Raw genomic sequence first — 16,372 nt, forward strand, 5'->3', positions numbered from 1 at the left:
TTACTTGTTGAGGGTGATCCTCAACAACCAAAGTTAGCGGGGAAAATGGGCAAGAAGGAAGGTGTCATCCAGGTAGAGGGCACTGTGACCGAAGCGCTGCCGAACGCGATGTTCCGCGTGGAGCTGCCAAATGGACACGTGGTGCTCGCCACTATCTCGGGTAAGATGCGTCAGCACTACATTCGAATCCTCCCAGAGGACCGAGTGCAGGTTGAAATGAGCCCATACGATCTCAACCGAGGTCGTATCGTTTACCGCTACAAGTAAACAGCACTGAAAAGACTTTCCTAGCGGATGTTGTGCGTTCAATCGCAAAACGTCCGCTAGAGCAATGTTCTTGGATAAGCTTTTTACTGCTCCACAAATAACTGCAACCGCAAGAGGAGTAACCCTTGAAGGTTAACCCAAGCGTGAAGCCGATCTGCGACAAGTGCAAGGTAATCCGCCGCAATGGTCGCGTCATGGTGATCTGCGAGAACCCACGCCACAAGCAGCGTCAGGGCTAATCCCGTTCTTCGGGATTCCCACGCGTAGTCGAAAATAGGCAGTGCCGCAGCACGAAAGTGCTGTATACCCCCGGATTCGGAGGCCGGGGCCGCGAGGAAACTCGCGGAAGGTACTGCTCCAGACCTCCGTTCGTTGAAAGGTAGCCAACATATGGCTCGTTTAGCAGGCGTGGACATTCCACGCGAGAAGCGCGTAATCATCGCGCTGACTTACATCTACGGCGTGGGCAAGACCCGTGCAGAAGAGACCATCGCGGCCACCGGCATCAGCCCGGACACCCGCGTGAAGGATCTCACCGACGCTGAACTGGTTCAGCTGCGTGACTTCATCGAAGGCACCTACAAGGTGGAAGGTGACCTGCGCCGCGAGGTTCAGGCCGACATCCGCCGCAAGGTTGAAATCGGATCCTACGAAGGTCTTCGTCACCGTAAGGGCCTGCCGGTCCACGGTCAGCGCACCAAGACCAACGCTCGTACCCGTAAGGGCCCGAAGCGCACCGTAGCCGGTAAGAAGAAGGCCCGCTAAATTTTAGCGGCCTAATCTATAAACCTTTTTCGTAGGAGAAGAAATGCCCCCAAAGACTCGTGGAGCGGTACGTAAGCCGCGTCGCAAGGACAAAAAGAATATTGCGCAGGGACAGGCGCATATCAAGAGCACCTTCAACAACACCATTGTTTCGATCACCGATCCAACTGGTGCTGTTATCTCGTGGGCTTCGGCCGGCGAGGTAGGCATGAAGGGTTCGCGCAAGTCGACCCCATACGCTGCCCAGATGGCTGCTGAAGCTGCTGCAAAGCGCGCTCAGGAGCACGGCATGCGCAAGGTTGACGTTTTCGTCAAGGGCCCAGGCTCGGGACGCGAAACCGCGATCCGTTCGCTGCAGGCTGCTGGTCTTGAGGTTGGATCCATCCAGGATGTTTCCCCAAGCGCACACAACGGTTGCCGCCCATCGAAGCGTCGCCGCGTCTAATTGATTCGCTAGGCTAAGCCTAAGGAAGTCACCGAAGTGTCTACTGACGCCTCGGTGACTATCTTGGACTCACTGCCTGCAAAAGACGAACGGCCACCTGAAGGCTACCGTCGTTTCCACCCCCGTGAGGCGTCATATAGCGGACGCTCGCTGAAAGGAAATGTAAGTGCTCATTACGCAGCGCCCAACCCTGACCGAAGAAGTAGTTGCCGAGAACCGCTCCCGTTTCGTTATCGAACCGCTGGAGCCAGGCTTTGGTTACACCCTAGGTAACTCGCTCCGTCGTACCCTGTTGTCCTCGATCCCTGGTGCAGCTGTCACCAGCGTTCGTATCGACGGCGTACTGCACGAGTTCACCACCGTAGCCGGTGTCAAGGAAGACGTCACCGAACTGGTTCTTAACATCAAGAACCTGTCCGTGTCTTCCGAGCACGACGAGCCAGTCGTCGCCTACCTGCGCAAGCAGGGCCCAGGCGTCGTCACCGCAGCGGACATCACCCCGCCAGCCGGTGTGGAGTTCCACAACCCTGATCTGCACATCGCGACCCTCAACGCCAATGGCAAGTTCGACATGGAACTGACCATCGAGCGCGGCCGCGGCTACGTGTCTGCATCGCAGAACAAGAGCGCTGATGGCGAGATCGGTCGTATCCCAGTTGATTCGATCTACTCCCCAGTGCTGAAGGTGACCTTCCGCGTGGAGGCTACCCGTGTTGAGCAGCGCACCGACTTCGATCGTTTGATCGTCGACGTGGAGACCAAGGAATCGATCACCCCGCGCGATGCAGTTGCATCCGCAGGCACCACCCTGGTTGAGCTGTTTGGTTTGTTCCGCGAACTGAACACCGCAGCTGAGGGTATCGAGATCGGCCCATCGCCAACCGACGCAGCCCTGGCTGCAGACATGGCTCTGCCGATTGAAGATCTGGAACTGACTGTTCGTTCGTACAACTGCTTGAAGCGTGAGGGCATCCACTCCGTGGGTGAACTCGTAACTCGCTCCGAGGCCGACCTGATGGACATCCGCAACTTCGGTGCAAAGTCCATTGACGAAGTCAAGGCAAAGCTTGTTGAACTGGGTCTAGCACTGAAGGATTCCCCTCCAGGCTTCGATCTGGCCGCTCGTAGCGCCATCGATGATGGCGTCGACTACGACGAAGGTCTGTAAAGACCTCGTCTCGCGACACACTACTTCATCCGTCCGCACGGTTATGACCGTTCGGAACGGGTTATTCATCTAGGAGAACTACCATGCCTACCCCTACCAAGGGTCCGCGTCTCGGCGGCAGTGCAGCACATGAGCGACTGATTTTCGCTAACATGTCCGCACAGCTCTTCGAGAACAAGAAGATCACCACCACCCTGACCCGTGCAAAGCGTCTGCGTCCACACGCAGAGCGCCTGATCACCTTCGCAAAGCGCGGGGATCTGGCATCGCGTCGCCGCGTCCAGTCCGTGATCGCTTCGCGTTCGCGCACCAACAAGTCGATCGTTCACGAGCTGTTCGAGAACATCGCACCAGCAATGGCTGACCGCAACGGTGGCTACACCCGCATCACCAAGATCGGCAACCGCAAGGGCGACAACGCTCCTATGGCTGTTATCGAGCTCGTGATGGAGCCAGTTTCGCCAAAGCAGGCTGTCGTCAAGGAAGCCACCAAGGCTGCCGAGAAGGCTGCAGAGGCAACCGAAGAGGCCTAAATCCTCTTTAGTGCTCAGCACATAAAGAAATCCCTCCGTGAAATTCACGGAGGGATTTCTTTATGCCTGAAAACTGGAGCGGCGACCACGTAGAGGCAGCACGGTCCTAAAGCACCAGGCGATTTAGCCGAGCTCCTCAATACCAGGGCAAACCCGATAGAGGGAACGTGACTGCTCCTGGAATTCGGCGCTCAACAACTGCTCGGTGAGCTGCTTCCCTTTCGACGTCCGGTCTAGACTTTCGTCTCCCAAGATTGAAGCGATGCGATCAGACCAGCCGGCAACAGCTCTGAGGGAAGTGGCAAGCTGTTCATCGGAACTATCATCGGTTGCCTTGGAGAGCAGCGAAGCGTAATCGCGATAGGGCTTTATTGCCATGCCATAGTCACCAGAGACCATCGCTCTATTCGCTGCGGCAAGATTTTCTCCCAAACCCGATTTGGCGGCCTTGTCCAAAAAATGCGAACAAGTGTCAGCTGCTGGAAGTTTCGCAGAGCAACCGGTGATGGCTGCAGTTGAAAGCACGAGAGCTGCCGCGGCGAAGACTCTCAATGGCATCGCATGCTCCTTGAAAAAAGCTGGTGTCCTGAGCTGACAAGTTGTCGAGGTACCGAGCGGTCGATATCTAAACGAAGGGCACAGGACTTCGATGAAGTACTGTGCCCTAGCAAAGTGGCGGATTTTCACAATCAGTTGGAATCCACAGCATTCACGTAAACGAGAACTCGAGGAAGACGGATCTCAGAATGCCAAGCTGCGTGACTATCGCAGGGTGTCGCCGCAGACTTCGCTGACCTTGTTGATGGCTGGACCCATGTCGGTAAAGGTCTTCTGAGCATCGTTCGAAGCCATAATCTTGGCCATGTCCAGCTGACCATCATCACCGATGAAATCGCCGACTGCCTTGAAGCCGTTGGCCACGGTGCCCAGCTGGGTCTTGAAGTCAGACTCGGTACGGTCGGCGATGTCCTGGATCTTCGGGGCTGCTTCCTTCAGCTTGGCCAAGTCCTTAGTTGGGTCAAAGTCGGCGCTCATGTTGGCGCCGACGGACTCCAGAGAGCTGCGCAGCTCCTTGCACGCTGCGTCGTCAGACAATGCGGTGTTGGACGAGCCACAGCCGGTGAGCAGGGTCAGGCCGATCAGGGGAGCGGCGACGAGTGAAACGATACGCATCTTCTTCATGGGGGAACTCTCTTTCAAGATTTGGGCGATGATCGGAATCTAATCCGTTGTCTCCACTCTTTCATATGGCCAACTGATTGAGTATCAGAAATGCCGAAAATGGGTAGTGCTCCCCATGAGTAGGCTGACTGTAATCCAACAAGGTTAGCTGAACGGGCTGATGCCCGGACACGCAGTCAAGAAATAGGAGGCTGTTTCATACCGTCTGGCATCGTACATTGAGTCTTCTTGTTCGCTAACGGTTCCACCAGACATGTGTGCCTTGTACTGCCGCAGCGTCTCTTTGGTCGATTCAGAGAGAATCACCAGCGCATCACGAAGTTTCTCATCCCCGGTACGCTGTGCTGCATCGTCGAGAATGCCGCTGGCGGTCTTCGAGATCTTCTCAACATCTTTGCGATCTGCCAATGTTTGGTTCAGTTCCGGAGCGCTGACCCTGGAACTGATGTACTCGCAAGTCTCCTGGGTAGTCAGCTGCGCACTGCAGACTCACAGCAGAGAGGCGCTTATAGTTGCAGCTGAAAGAACAGCTGCGAACTGAGTACGTTTCATAGCCATCTCCGGTTCGGGGCGATGCATCACTTGAACTGGAGTCTATCCGTCTATATTCGGATTTGGGAGCACTAGTCTGGCAGCGGTGTTATTTGAAGTCGCCGAAGTCTTTGCAGGAGCTGGCAAAGTAGTCGCCGGCGGATACGAATTGTTGCCGGCGGATACGAATTGTTAATGGCTGGCCATAGAGTTTTTCGTCAGTCTTTTGATCAAGAGTTTCTGAAGTGTCGGCGAAGAGTTCATGTCGATTGACAGCAGTTGAGCATCAGCCGCCTTGGCAGATGCGTTGTTGAAGAGCACGGCCAACTTATTGATCGATCCCTCCAGCTCTTCCTTTGCCAAGTACGTGCTTTTGACATCTGAAGCTGCCATCTGTTCTTTGAAATAGTTGCGCGTATCCGTCGCAGTAAGTTGGGCGCTGCAGCTGGCTAGGGTCATCAAGAGAAATGCTGGCATGGCGAGTGCTGTGGCAAACTTTTTCAACGTCTGCCGCTTCCTGTGATCCAGCTTGTCCATTGGCTGGACAACGGCGGACGGCATTCGTTTGAACACTAATAAATAGTTTCAACTTTCCCTTTTCGGGGATGAAGATTCAGGCGAATCACTGTTCATCCGTAATGCGGCGTCAGGTATTTCGCACTGGTTGGATTGGGACCGACTGCTTGCTGGTGAGCATAATGGGATATATGAGTTCGCATCCTGAAGCCATTGATCCTTTTGGCACCACAGCACTTGGTTCAACGCAGGCGCCAGCATGGATCCGCATGCGTATGGTTTTGGGTTATGACGGTGCCGCATACAGCGGGTGGGCTCGTCAGCCTAACGTCATCGGAGTTCAGCAGTTGGTCGAAGAAGCTCTTGAAACGCTGATTCGGCGCAGGGTTCGAGTTGTTGTTGCCGGCCGCACCGATGCAGGAGTGCATGCACGCCGCCAGGTTGTGCACTTCGACCTGACCCAGGACGAATTCGACGCTTTGCCGCGCCGTGCTCCGCTGGCTCCAGGTCCAGCACTGGTACGTCGGATTAACGGTATTCTCGGCCGTCAAGACGGAGCCGTTTGGGTCCATGAAGCCCAGGTAGCTCCAGAAGGCTTCGACGCCCGCTTCTCGGCGCTTGCCCGCCGCTACTCCTACCGCATTGCAGACGGCCTGGAACGCTGGGATCCGCTGACTCGGCATCTGACAACGTGGCACCGCTCGGCGCTGAATGTCGAAGCCATGAATGCTGAAGCGCAAAGCGTGCTGGGCCGCCACGATTTTCTCTCGTACTGCAAGCCTCGCCCCGATGCGACGACGATCCGCACCTTGCAGGAGTTCACCTTCGAGCGCGGCGAAGACGGACTGATTGTTGCCCACCTGAAAGCAGATGCCTTCTGCCACAACATGGTTCGCGCACTGATTGGCGCGGCAATGATGGTGGGGGATGGGCGCGAAGAACCAGGGTTTGTCGCAAGTCGGCTTCAAGCAATGGTCAGGGATTCAAAAACCAAGCTCTCCCACCCTCGGGCGCTGGTCCTTGAGCAGGTGTACTACCCGGATGATGACCAGCTTGCTGCCAGGGCTGCCCAGACCCGAGCTAAGCGAGAGCACGACGACGTCGAGTCGATGCCTGCGGCCGAGGATCAGCAGGGCTGAAACCCGCGTGGATTAAGGGTGTTGTTGCTCACGAGGGTCGGGCAATTTTGGCCGTAAACACTTTAATCAGCTAAACTTTTATGAGTTGTGTATGTCCACGTTCGACACTACACACCCAAGCGTGACGGTTTAGTTGCATAGCCGCTGGTCTGCTGGGTGCGCGAACACTATATGGACGGCCGGTCAATATCAGTCCTCACCTGACGTACTGGTCCAAACACAAGAACAACACGACAGTGCTCGTAACCGGGGGATCTCACCGCCTTCGGACTTGCGACTGTTTGACCAGAAACGAAACAACGTAAGGCAATTACTGTGCGTACGTACACCCCAAAGCCGGCTGACCAGACCCGTCAGTGGTTCGTCATCGACGCTACCGACGTAGTCCTCGGCCGCCTCGCAGTTCAGGCCGCAACCCTGCTGCGCGGCAAGCATAAGCCAACCTATGCTCCACACATGGACATGGGCGACCACGTCATCATCATCAACGCCGAAAAGGTTGCTCTGACCGGTAAGAAGCTGCAGAACAAGCGCGCTTACCGTCACTCGGGCTTCCCAGGTGGTCTGAAGAGCGTTAACTACGCTGACCTGCTGGAGAAGAACCCAGTTCTCGCAGTTGAGAAGGCCATCAAGGGCATGATTCCAAAGAACAAGCTTGCAGCTACCCAGCTGTCCAAGCTGAAGGTCTACCGTGGCTCCGAGCACCCACACGCTGCTCAGGCCCCGAAGGCACTGGAAATCACCCAGGTCGCTCAGTAGTCCTGGCCCCGAGAAGAAATACTTAATAGGAGATTATCGTGGCTCAGAACGCTGAAGAGATCACTGAATTCGAAGGCGAAGCTCCTTCGACCTACACCACCGAGACCACTGCCTCGACCGCTGCTGTCGAGACCGAGCGTGCTCCGCTGACCGTTCCAGGTGCAGCTGTTGGCCGCCGCAAGCAGGCTATTGCCCGCGTTCGCCTAATCCCAGGCTCCGGCAAGTGGACCCTGAACGGTCGCGAACTGGACAACTTCTTCCCAAACAAGCTGCACCAGCAGGATGTTAACGAGCCTTTCAAGGTTCTGGGTCTGGAAGGCGCATACGACGTTATCGCCCGCATCCACGGCGGCGGCATCTCCGGTCAGGCTGGCGCACTGCGCCTGGGCATCGCCCGTGCACTGAACGAGATCGACCGCGAGGCTAACCGACCAGCACTGAAGAAGGCTGGCTACCTGACCCGCGACGCACGCGTCATCGAGCGCAAGAAGGCTGGTCTGAAGAAGGCCCGCAAGGCTTCGCAGTTCTCGAAGCGCTAAACCTTTACAAGGTTTGCCCCAACGGCTCCACACTCCCATTCGGGAGTTGTGGGGCCGTTGGCCGTTTAACCGCGAGAACACCGAGGGAACTGGAAGCTTCAAACCGCCCGTACTTTCAAGGCAAAGGGCATTCCAAGGCTTATGATTGATTACGATGGCAAGGTTATTTGGGACCGATGGTGTCCGAGGAAAAGCAAATGAATTGTTGACTCCGGAGCTGGCGATGGAACTCGCACAAGCAGCTGCGGTAGTTTTGGGGTTGAGCCAGTCTGAAGGCGAGCGAAAACCTGTGGCGGTAGTGGCCAAGGATCCGCGCATCAGCGGCGACTTCCTTTCGGCTGCCATCGAAGCAGGCCTTGCCGCCTCGGGCGTTGACGTTCAAGACGCCGGCACCCTGCCGACCCCGGCTGCCGCGTACCTGGTCGGCGACCTGGATGCAGACTTCGGCGTGATGATCTCCGCCTCCCACAACGCCGCGCCGGACAACGGGATCAAGTTCCTTGCCCGTGGAGGCAAGAAGCTTGACGATGCGCTGGAAGACGCCATCGAAGCCTGTCTGAAGATGCCGAAGCCCCGCCCCACCGGCGGAGAGGTAGGCCGCGTCGCACGCTTCGCGGATGCGGAAGACCGCTACATCGTGCACCTGCTGCAGTCGCTGCCCAACCGCCTTGAGGGGCTCAAAGTCGTCCTTGACTGCGCCCACGGCGCGGCCTCGGGCTGTTCCCCAGAGGTCTTCAAGGCCGCCGGCGCCCAGGTAGTGGTCATTGGCGCCGAGCCGGACGGCGTGAATATCAACGACGGCTACGGCTCCACGCATTTGGAGAAGCTGCAGGCCGCGGTCATCGAACACAAGGCAGACCTTGGCATCGCCCACGACGGCGACGCGGACCGCTGCCTGGCTGTAGACCACGAAGGCAATGTCGTCGACGGTGACCAGATCATGGCGATCATGGCCATTGCGCTGAAGGAACGCGGCGAGCTCAAGGACGACACCCTGGTAGCCACCGTCATGAGCAACCTCGGACTCAAGCTTGCGATGGATGCCGCAGGCATCACGCTGAAGCAGACCGGAGTGGGTGACCGCTACGTGCTGGAAGGCATGCAGGAAGGCAACTACTCGCTGGGCGGCGAACAGTCGGGCCACGTGATCTTCAGCCAGTACGCAACTACCGGCGACGGCGTGCTCACCGGCCTGATGATTGCGGCGCGCGTGAAGGAGACCGGCAAGACCCTCAAGGAGCTTGCTTCGGTGCTCACCGTCCTGCCCCAAGTGCTCATCAACGTACGCGGAGTGGACAAGGCAGGCGTTGCCGACTCCGAGCCGCTGCAGCGCGACATCGCTGCTGTAGAAGCCCGTCTGGGCTCCACAGGGCGCGTGCTGCTGCGCCCTTCGGGCACCGAACCGGTTGTCCGCGTCATGGTGGAAGCCGCTACCCCAGAACATGCCCAGGCCGAAGCTGAAGTACTGGCAGCGGCCGTTTCAGCCCACCTGTCTCTGGACTAATACACAGCGCGCTACGCCCCGCAGATTGTCACTGATGACGATCTGCGGGGCGTTTTGCTTTGTTTTTGATGCTTGTCCTTGTATGGCACATTCAATTCACAATGTCAGTTTCGCACTGTACTCAAAGATGAAGCCAACCAGTTATCTCATAGAGCTGAAATATTCGATAGCGTCACTGGGTAAAGGGACAGACATCGATTAGGTTGGAGATGCCCATGTAGGAGCAATATTCGAGGATGCATTGATTACTAACTTCAACGGAGACTGCCAGGTGCACTTTGGCAATTCTAAAGTGGCGCGCTCGACGTTTAGATACACCAATGACTGCGGTGCCATAGTTGTGCCAAAGGATCTGCGCGTAGTCCCGATCTTCAGCATGACTGAGGTCGGCGAAGGGAAACATGTCATTGGTGTCGGCTATTGCACTATGTTGCTCACACACGATGATGAGCTGAGGTTGGAGACTGTTATCTCAGACGTTTGGCGGCTGACTTCACGTGCAGACTCTAAACGTAAGTCAAGAACCAAGAAGTCTGCATGGACTCCGATAGTGCATTTCTCAGAAGCAACGGTGCCCAATTCAGGTGACTGCCCCGAATTGAACTTTATCGGGAATGAACTTAGGAATGTCATAGAGCACGAAGTAGAGCACCGCGGAGAACATCTATTGCCTTCGGCGGCTAAGGCAATTTGTGAGATGTCTCGTGAGAATGTGGTGGATATCCGAAACCTCCGTTATGAGTTGGAGTCCCGTCTCGCTGAATCCAGCAGCAATTCAAATGCGCTGGAAGATTTTACAGAAATTACAGCGCAGCTACTCCAATTCAATATCATCAGCAGCAAGGTCGCCGATCAGGCGCGTGAAGCAGTCCGTGAAGGCCTGCGTGTCTATGAGTACGATCGCGACGTTTACCACGGATACCGAAAGCTGCAGGACCCAACACTGCTTATTAAAGAGCAACCTGCAACTTCTGAGATGCGCCCATGGATTCGGCAACATGATGCTGCTATCAGGCAGTGCCTGCAACTCCAGCTTCAGATGGAAAGGGAATCGCAGACTATCCAAGCGTTGGTTTCTTCGGTGGTGGGAATCTCAAGTTCTCGCGAAGCGGATGCACAGTCGCGGTTCAACGTGTTGGCCGTGGTGTTCTCGATAGGCATCGGTGTGCCCGCATTGTTCCTCGCGCTCTATGGCGCCAGTGGAGTCTTTAAATTCAAGGGCCTGGGCTCTTGGACCGCAATGCTGCCGATTCTGCTGCCGCTCGTGCTGGCTGCGGCGTTTGTTCTCTCGCGTACACCGAAGGGCAGAGCCAAAAAGACTTGGACATTTTGGAGCTATAGCGCCATTATTTTGATGGCCGGAATGTTCACTTTGGTCTTAGCTTATTTAGCCGTGCAATAGCTAAGACGGGCCAAAGTGCCTGACGGAGGATCTGCTAGAACCCGAATTCCTTCATGGCTGCCGGCAAGCGGTCGATCAGGCGCGACGCGCTGACGGTGCCATCCTTGGCGGTGATGCGGCCGAGGTATCCGTGGATGGATGCCGCGCAGGCAGTCAGTTCCATCATTCGGCTATTGGAGACTGTCTGCAGGCCGCTGACGCCGGTGATGGAGCTGTCCGAGAGCAGGTAACCGAGGATGCCTGTCAGCACGTCTCCGCTGCCAGCTGTAGCCAGCTGCGCCGCTCCGTGGCACACAACCAGGCTGCTGCCGTTAGGAGCCACAATGTAGCTGGTGGGGCCCTTGAGCAGAACCACCGCGTTATAGGCCAGCGCAGCCCATCGGGTCCATCGCACCGGATCGGTAGCGATTTCCTCGGTGGTCACGCTGACTCCGGCACGGCGCAGAAGCATGCGCAGTTCCTTGGCATGAGGGGTCAGCACGCGAGGCTGCTCGCTCGGTCCGGTAGGCACCAGTTCAAGGCCGGAGGCATCGATGACCGCCGGCTGACGGCTGGTGAACACATCGGCGATGATGCCGGTTGGGGGAGTACGGCTGTCCAGTCCTGGGCCAATGGCCCAGGCAGAGATCTTAGCGCCGCGCCCATGCAGGTAGCGGCGGGCGGAAGACAATGCCTCGCGGATCTGCTCGTCATCCAGCGGCACGGTTTCAGGTGCCGCAGCGGCAACTAAGCCAGCAATTTCTTCCGGCACGTGGGTGCGCAGCAGGCCGACGCCGCAGTTCACCGCGGCGCGGGCAGTTAGCTGTGCGGCTCCCGGGTAGAGTTCCGAGCCGGCAATCAGGCCGAGGACGCCGCGCTGGTACTTGTGCCGTCCAGCGTCGCGCCAGGAGCGGTGCTGGTCCAGAAGCTCGCGGGCAACGTTTTCATCCACCAGCTGGGTCTGGGCATTCTGTTCTGAGAAGTCGAAGTCTAGTGACGCAACCGAAAGTTCACCGGTAACCAGCGGTCCGTCCCCGATGAGCAGGCCGGTCTTCATGGCGCCGAAGGTCAGCGTGCGTTCAGCCAGCAGTACGTCGTCATCGGCTAGGCCCGTGGCTGCGTCAAGTCCAGAGGGGACGTCGCAGGCGAGCACGCGGGCTCCGCGGGGAAGATTTGGAAGGTCGGCGCCGGGACGGTAGCCGATGCCGTAGATCGCATCGATCACCAGCGAGGCGTTGGCCAGTGCATCCTGGCCCTGGGAAAGCGGCAGCAATGTGCCCCCAGCCTTCGTATAGTCTGCCAGTGCCTCTGCATGGATCTTGTCGGTGCATTGCAGCGCAAGAATTGAGCATCCCAGTTCAGCCAGCTGCGCCAGGGCGTAGAGGCCGTCGCCACCGTTGTTGCCCGGGCCGATCAAACCCACAACCAGGCTCTGGGTAGTCAGCGGGTGCTCATCAAGCATGGCAACAGCTTCGCTGGCCAGCGCGGTGGCGGCCAGTTTCATCAACGTGGCATCGCCGCGGCGAGCAATCTCCTGAGATTCAACCACACGTACTTGCGCAACACTGTAGACAGGGATCATAAGTCAAACAATACTCACCCGGCGGCGCTAACCAGCAGTTTAATGCGATCCGTGTCGCCTGTGATCTACAACTTCTCGGCAATGACCATGGCGATGGCCATGTCTCCGTCATGGGACATGGTCAAATGCCATGAGGTGATGCCGCGGCGTTCGCTTTCTTCCTGCACGGAACCGATCAGGTGGATCTGCGGGTCGCCCGATGCGTCCTTGATGATGCTGCAGTCCTGCCAGTTCATCCCCGAGGGTGCGCCAAGTGCCTTGGCAATGGCTTCCTTGGCGGCAAAGCGGGCGGCCAGGGAACGCAGCGGAAGGTCGCGCTCAACGTCGGTGAAGAGCCTGTCGCGCAGTTTCGGTGTCTTTTCAAGCTGCCGGCCGAAGCGCGGCACGTCGACGATGTCTACACCAATTCCTGCAATCATGCCTTCCAGTTTATCCAGCAGTTTCGGGGCAAAAAAATTGCGGGCCTCCCATTCAACATGGAAGACCCGCAATCAGTGCTTGGTGAAGGATTACTCCACGGTGACCGACTTGGCCAGGTTACGCGGCTGGTCCACGTCATAGCCCTTGGCGGTAGCCAATTCGCAGGCGAAGATCTGCAGCGGTACGGTGGCCAGCAGCGGCATCAGCAGGGTAGGAGTCTCCGGAACGTAGAAGACCCATTCCGAGTAGTCCTTGACCGCGCTGTCGCCGTTCTCTGCAATCACCAGGGTCTTGGCGCCGCGGGCGCGGACTTCCTGGATGTTGGAGACGACTTTTGAATGCAGTGAGTCGCGGCCGCGTGGGGACGGAACCACCACGAAGACCGGCTGGCCCTCTTCGATCAGCGCAATCGGACCGTGCTTCAGCTCGCCGGCGGCAAAGCCTTCGGCGTGGATGTAGGCGATTTCCTTGAGCTTCAGCGCGCCTTCCATGGCAACCGGGTAGCCCACGTGGCGGCCGAGGAACAGCACCGACTTGGACTCGGCCATGGAGCGGGCGAGGTCCTTGATTTCGCCGCTGCGGTCCAGGATGTCCTGGATCTTTGCGGGGATCTTGGCAAGGTCGGCAAGGATGTCCTTGATCTGCCCGGAGAACAGGTTCCCGCGTAACTGCGCCAGGTACAGGCCCAGCAGATAGGTTGCGGTGATCTGTGCCAGGAATGCCTTGGTGGAGGCTACTGCGATTTCCGGACCTGCGTGGGTGTACAGCACAGCATCGGACTCGCGCGGGATGGTGGACCCGTTGGTGTTGCAGATGGACAGGGTCTTGGCGCCCTGTTCCTTGGCGTAGCGCACGGCCATCAGGGTATCCATGGTCTCGCCGGACTGGGAGATGGAGACGATCAGGGTGTTCTTGTCCACGATTGGTTCGCGGTAGCGGAACTCATGGGAGAGCTCCACCTCTACCGGGATGCGGCACCAGGACTCGATGGCGTACTTGGCAACGGAGCCGGCGTAGGCGCTGGTGCCGCAGGCAAGCACGACGATCTTGGTGATCTTCGCCAGCTTCTCAGGCTCGATGCGCAGCTCATCAAGGGTCAGCCGTCCCTCGGCGTCGGCACGGCCCAGCAGGGTGTCTGCCACGGCTGCAGGCTGGTCGAAGATTTCCTTCTCCATGAAGGAAGGGAAGCCGCCCTTTTCAGCGCTGGCCGCATCCCAGTCGACGGTGAATTCCTTGCCTTCGGCAGGGTTGCCGTCGAAGTCGGTGATCGAGTGGGAGTCGGGGGTGATGGTGACGATCTGGTCCTGGCCGAGCTCCACTGCGCGACGGGTGAAGTCGATGAAGCCGGAGACGTCCGAGCCCAGGAAGTTTTCGCCATCGCCCAGCCCCAGCACCAGCGGGGAGTTGCGGCGTGCCGCCACAACGACGCCCGGGTGGTCTTGGTGGACTGCCAGCAGGGTGAATGCGCCTTCAAGGCGCTGCACTGCCAGCTGCATGGCACGGGTCAGGTCGCCGTCGGCTTCGGCGTAGACCTTGCCCAGCAGGGCCGCTGCAACCTCGGTGTCGGTCTCGGAGAGGAACTCGACGCCATCGGCCAAGAGCTCGGCCTTGATGCCTGCGAAGTTCTCGATGATGCCATTGTGGATCATTGCCAGCTTGCCGCCGTCGGCAAGGTGGGGGTGGGCATTGCCGTCGCTTGGGCCGCCGTGGGTGGCCCAGCGGGTGTGGCCGATGCCGGTCATCGACTCGGGAAGTGGCTCCTGAGCAATTTCGTTTTCCAGGTTGACCAGCTTGCCGGCCTTCTTCCTGGCATGGATTGCGCCATCGGCTACTACTGCCACGCCGGCAGAGTCGTAGCCGCGGTATTCCAATCGGCGCAAGCCTTCAATTAGAACGTCCAGTGCGCCGTGATCGGCGACAGCGCTGGAGGTTCCTGCATATCCTACAATTCCGCACATGGGAAAAAGACTACCGGTTCGGGCCAAGGGGGCGTTACTAATCGTGGTGCACCCCTCAAAAAAGATCGTGTGATGGATCACTAATCCGGGTAATAATCCGCTGGATTACTGGGAGCGGGGTTAGCGGTATTTGAGCTGGAGCACTAATTCTTGGCAGAATTTGACCTCGTGGAACCACGCGACACACTCGAACCGACCATCACGCCGTTCGTAGATCTTGAACGAGCTACCTGGGCGCGACTCTCCAACCAGATGGAACAGCCTCTGAACCTCGATGACATCGAGAGGCTGCGCGGTCTGGGCGATGCCTTGGACCTTCAGGAAGTGCGCGACGTCTACCTTCCACTTAGCCGCCTGCTGTACCTCTATGTCCAAGGGGCCGGGGCCACGCACCGGGCCACCACCACCTTCCTCGGGGAGCAGACCAGCCGCACCCCTTTCGTCATCGGTGTTGCAGGTTCGGTGGCAGTGGGCAAGTCCACCACCGCACGTGTGCTGCGCGAAATGCTGCGCCGCTGGCCTGAAACCCCGGACGTGCAGCTGATTACCACCGACGGTTTCCTCTACCCGAACGCCGAGCTGGAGCGCCGCGGCATCATGCACCGCAAGGGCTTCCCAGAATCCTATGACCGCCGGGCCCTGCTCAAGTTCGTTTCTGCGGTGAAGTCCGGTGCCAAGGAAGTCAGCGCCCCGGTGTACTCGCACCTGACCTATGACATCATTCCGGGCCAGCGCCAGTGGGTGCGCTCGCCGCAGGTGCTGATCGTCGAGGGCTTGAACGTGCTGCAGCCTGCGCGCACCCGTTCGGATGGAACCGTCGGCCTTGCCTTGAGCGACTTCTTCGACTTCTCCGTATATGTCGACGCGAAGACCAAGCATATTGAAGAGTGGTACATCCGCCGCTTCATGAAGCTGCGTTCCGGCGCCTTCTCCGACCCGGCCAGCTATTTCCACCGTTATTCAAAGCTCACCGACGAAGAAGCCAGGGAAACAGCGCACGGGATTTGGCGCAGCATCAACGAGCCGAACCTGAAGGAAAATGTGCTGCCCACCCGCGGGAGGGCGCAGCTGGTGCTGCGCAAGGATGCGGACCACTCTGTGCGCCGAATGCTGTTGCGAAAGATCTAAGTTTCGTGAACTTCACATGTGCATTCATCAAATACTTCGAATTTTTGGCCTGAAAAACGCCCTCAGCTAGTAGTCATCTGTGTATGCTCTAAACATGCTTAAGGGATTCCGCGATTTCATTATGAAGGGCAACGTTGTCGATCTGGCCGTTGCCGTGGTCATTGGCGCTGCATTCGGCGCAGTAGTAACTGCCTTGGTGGACAACATCTTGATGCCACTGATCGCAGCATTGGTCGGCTCGCCAAACTTCGACGCTTTCCTGTTGGTTGATATCAACGGTGTCGAGATCAAGTTCGGTGTCTTCCTGACCGCCCTGGTCAACTTCCTGCTCATCGCAGCCGCCGTGTACTTCGCACTGGTCCTGCCAATGAACAAGGCCACCGAAATGCTCAACCGCAAGCGCGGCATCACCGCAGAAGAAGAGGAAGCAGAGCCAGATCCGCAGCTGGCACTGCTGGAGCAGATCCGCGACGAGCTCAAGTCTCTGCGCTAAAGAACTTTCATCATCACTCGTCTGCAGGCGGGGATAGCAGTCGTCCAACGGCTGCTATCCCC

The 16,372-nt window shown here is 58.0% G+C and carries 19 protein-coding genes and 1 pseudogene; 13 read left to right on the forward strand and 7 right to left on the reverse strand.

All coding sequences use genetic code 11. From position 1 onward, the window contains the following. The first annotated feature begins 45 nt into the window (after positions 1-45). From infA to rplQ, 6 genes and pseudogenes are all read left to right on the forward strand, one after another. Complete coding sequence (gene infA / locus AUR04nite_RS13670; protein WP_047119658.1) at positions 46-267, forward strand: translation initiation factor IF-1; 222 nt, start codon at positions 46-48, stop codon at positions 265-267. Between the two features lie 125 nt (positions 268-392). Further along, positions 393-506: a 50S ribosomal protein L36 gene (rpmJ, locus tag AUR04nite_RS13675; protein ID WP_071894985.1), complete on the forward strand. Its 114-nt coding sequence runs from the start codon at positions 393-395 to the stop codon at positions 504-506. 151 nt (positions 507-657) lie between these two features. Beyond that, on the forward strand, positions 658-1,032 hold the full coding sequence (gene rpsM, locus AUR04nite_RS13680; protein WP_141366009.1) for a 30S ribosomal protein S13: 375 nt from the start codon (positions 658-660) through the stop codon (positions 1,030-1,032). A gap of 43 nt (positions 1,033-1,075) precedes the next feature. Further along, positions 1,076-1,477 (forward strand): 30S ribosomal protein S11, encoded by a 402-nt coding sequence (gene rpsK / locus AUR04nite_RS13685; RefSeq protein WP_022874114.1) that lies wholly within the window; start codon positions 1,076-1,078, stop codon positions 1,475-1,477. A 166-nt stretch (positions 1,478-1,643) separates the two neighbouring features. Next, positions 1,644-2,645 (forward strand): DNA-directed RNA polymerase subunit alpha, encoded by a 1,002-nt coding sequence (locus AUR04nite_RS13690; RefSeq protein WP_141366012.1) that lies wholly within the window; start codon positions 1,644-1,646, stop codon positions 2,643-2,645. An 83-nt stretch (positions 2,646-2,728) separates the two neighbouring features. Next, positions 2,729-3,175 (forward strand): annotated as a pseudogene (gene rplQ / locus AUR04nite_RS13695) (50S ribosomal protein L17); the annotation flags it as partial. A 126-nt stretch (positions 3,176-3,301) separates the two neighbouring features. Here the strand turns inward: rplQ and AUR04nite_RS13700 are convergent. From AUR04nite_RS13700 to AUR04nite_RS13715, 4 genes are all read right to left on the reverse strand, one after another. Continuing rightward, a complete protein-coding gene (locus tag AUR04nite_RS13700; RefSeq protein ID WP_141366017.1) occupies positions 3,302-3,736 on the reverse strand; it encodes a hypothetical protein in 435 nt (144 codons plus the stop codon). Positions 3,737-3,940: 204 nt separating this feature from the next. Further along, positions 3,941-4,360, reverse strand: a complete 420-nt coding sequence (locus AUR04nite_RS13705; protein WP_141366019.1) for a hypothetical protein — start codon at positions 4,358-4,360, stop codon at positions 3,941-3,943. Between the two features lie 144 nt (positions 4,361-4,504). After that, positions 4,505-4,768: a hypothetical protein gene (locus tag AUR04nite_RS13710; protein ID WP_141366021.1), complete on the reverse strand. Its 264-nt coding sequence runs from the start codon at positions 4,766-4,768 to the stop codon at positions 4,505-4,507. 315 nt (positions 4,769-5,083) lie between these two features. Next, complete coding sequence (locus tag AUR04nite_RS13715) at positions 5,084-5,452, reverse strand: hypothetical protein (protein ID WP_141366023.1); 369 nt, start codon at positions 5,450-5,452, stop codon at positions 5,084-5,086. Between the two features lie 146 nt (positions 5,453-5,598). On the opposite strand from AUR04nite_RS13715, the gene truA reads away from it, so the two are divergent. The 5 genes from truA (at position 5,599) to AUR04nite_RS13740 (ending at position 10,750) form a co-directional block, all read left to right on the forward strand. Next, on the forward strand, positions 5,599-6,546 hold the full coding sequence (gene truA / locus AUR04nite_RS13720; RefSeq protein WP_141366025.1) for a tRNA pseudouridine(38-40) synthase TruA: 948 nt from the start codon (positions 5,599-5,601) through the stop codon (positions 6,544-6,546). A gap of 315 nt (positions 6,547-6,861) precedes the next feature. Next, positions 6,862-7,305 carry a 50S ribosomal protein L13 gene (gene rplM / locus AUR04nite_RS13725; protein WP_141366027.1) on the forward strand — a complete coding sequence of 148 codons (444 nt, stop codon included), beginning with the start codon at positions 6,862-6,864 and terminating at the stop codon, positions 7,303-7,305. 38 nt (positions 7,306-7,343) lie between these two features. After that, complete coding sequence (gene rpsI, locus AUR04nite_RS13730) at positions 7,344-7,844, forward strand: 30S ribosomal protein S9 (protein ID WP_141366029.1); 501 nt, start codon at positions 7,344-7,346, stop codon at positions 7,842-7,844. A 154-nt stretch (positions 7,845-7,998) separates the two neighbouring features. Beyond that, positions 7,999-9,348, forward strand: a complete 1,350-nt coding sequence (gene glmM / locus AUR04nite_RS13735; protein ID WP_141366031.1) for a phosphoglucosamine mutase — start codon at positions 7,999-8,001, stop codon at positions 9,346-9,348. Between the two features lie 376 nt (positions 9,349-9,724). Beyond that, positions 9,725-10,750 (forward strand): hypothetical protein, encoded by a 1,026-nt coding sequence (locus tag AUR04nite_RS13740; RefSeq protein WP_218024688.1) that lies wholly within the window; start codon positions 9,725-9,727, stop codon positions 10,748-10,750. Positions 10,751-10,784: 34 nt separating this feature from the next. Here AUR04nite_RS13740 and AUR04nite_RS13745 read toward each other — a convergent pair whose 3' ends face one another. The 3 genes from AUR04nite_RS13745 to glmS all read right to left on the reverse strand — a co-directional run bounded on the left by AUR04nite_RS13745 (position 10,785) and on the right by glmS (position 14,689). Beyond that, complete coding sequence (locus AUR04nite_RS13745) at positions 10,785-12,278, reverse strand: NAD(P)H-hydrate dehydratase (protein ID WP_170184212.1); 1,494 nt, start codon at positions 12,276-12,278, stop codon at positions 10,785-10,787. A 98-nt stretch (positions 12,279-12,376) separates the two neighbouring features. Beyond that, the gene (locus tag AUR04nite_RS13750; protein ID WP_141366037.1) at positions 12,377-12,730 is read right to left on the reverse strand and encodes a holo-ACP synthase; all 354 of its coding nucleotides are present in this window, start codon (positions 12,728-12,730) and stop codon (positions 12,377-12,379) included. A 90-nt stretch (positions 12,731-12,820) separates the two neighbouring features. Further along, on the reverse strand, positions 12,821-14,689 hold the full coding sequence (gene glmS, locus AUR04nite_RS13755; RefSeq protein WP_141366039.1) for a glutamine--fructose-6-phosphate transaminase (isomerizing): 1,869 nt from the start codon (positions 14,687-14,689) through the stop codon (positions 12,821-12,823). A gap of 168 nt (positions 14,690-14,857) precedes the next feature. Here glmS and coaA point away from each other — a divergent pair, with 168 nt between their 5' ends. Together coaA and mscL are read left to right on the forward strand one after the other, a co-directional pair. Further along, entirely contained in the window at positions 14,858-15,817 is a 960-nt protein-coding gene (coaA, locus tag AUR04nite_RS13760; RefSeq protein WP_141366041.1) for a type I pantothenate kinase, read from the forward strand. 94 nt (positions 15,818-15,911) lie between these two features. Beyond that, positions 15,912-16,310 (forward strand): large conductance mechanosensitive channel protein MscL, encoded by a 399-nt coding sequence (mscL, locus tag AUR04nite_RS13765; RefSeq protein ID WP_141366044.1) that lies wholly within the window; start codon positions 15,912-15,914, stop codon positions 16,308-16,310. Positions 16,311-16,372 lie beyond the last annotated feature (62 nt).

The sequence above is a fragment of the Glutamicibacter uratoxydans genome, assembly GCF_006539925.1.
Taxonomy (GTDB): Bacteria; Actinomycetota; Actinomycetes; order Actinomycetales; family Micrococcaceae; genus Glutamicibacter; species Glutamicibacter uratoxydans.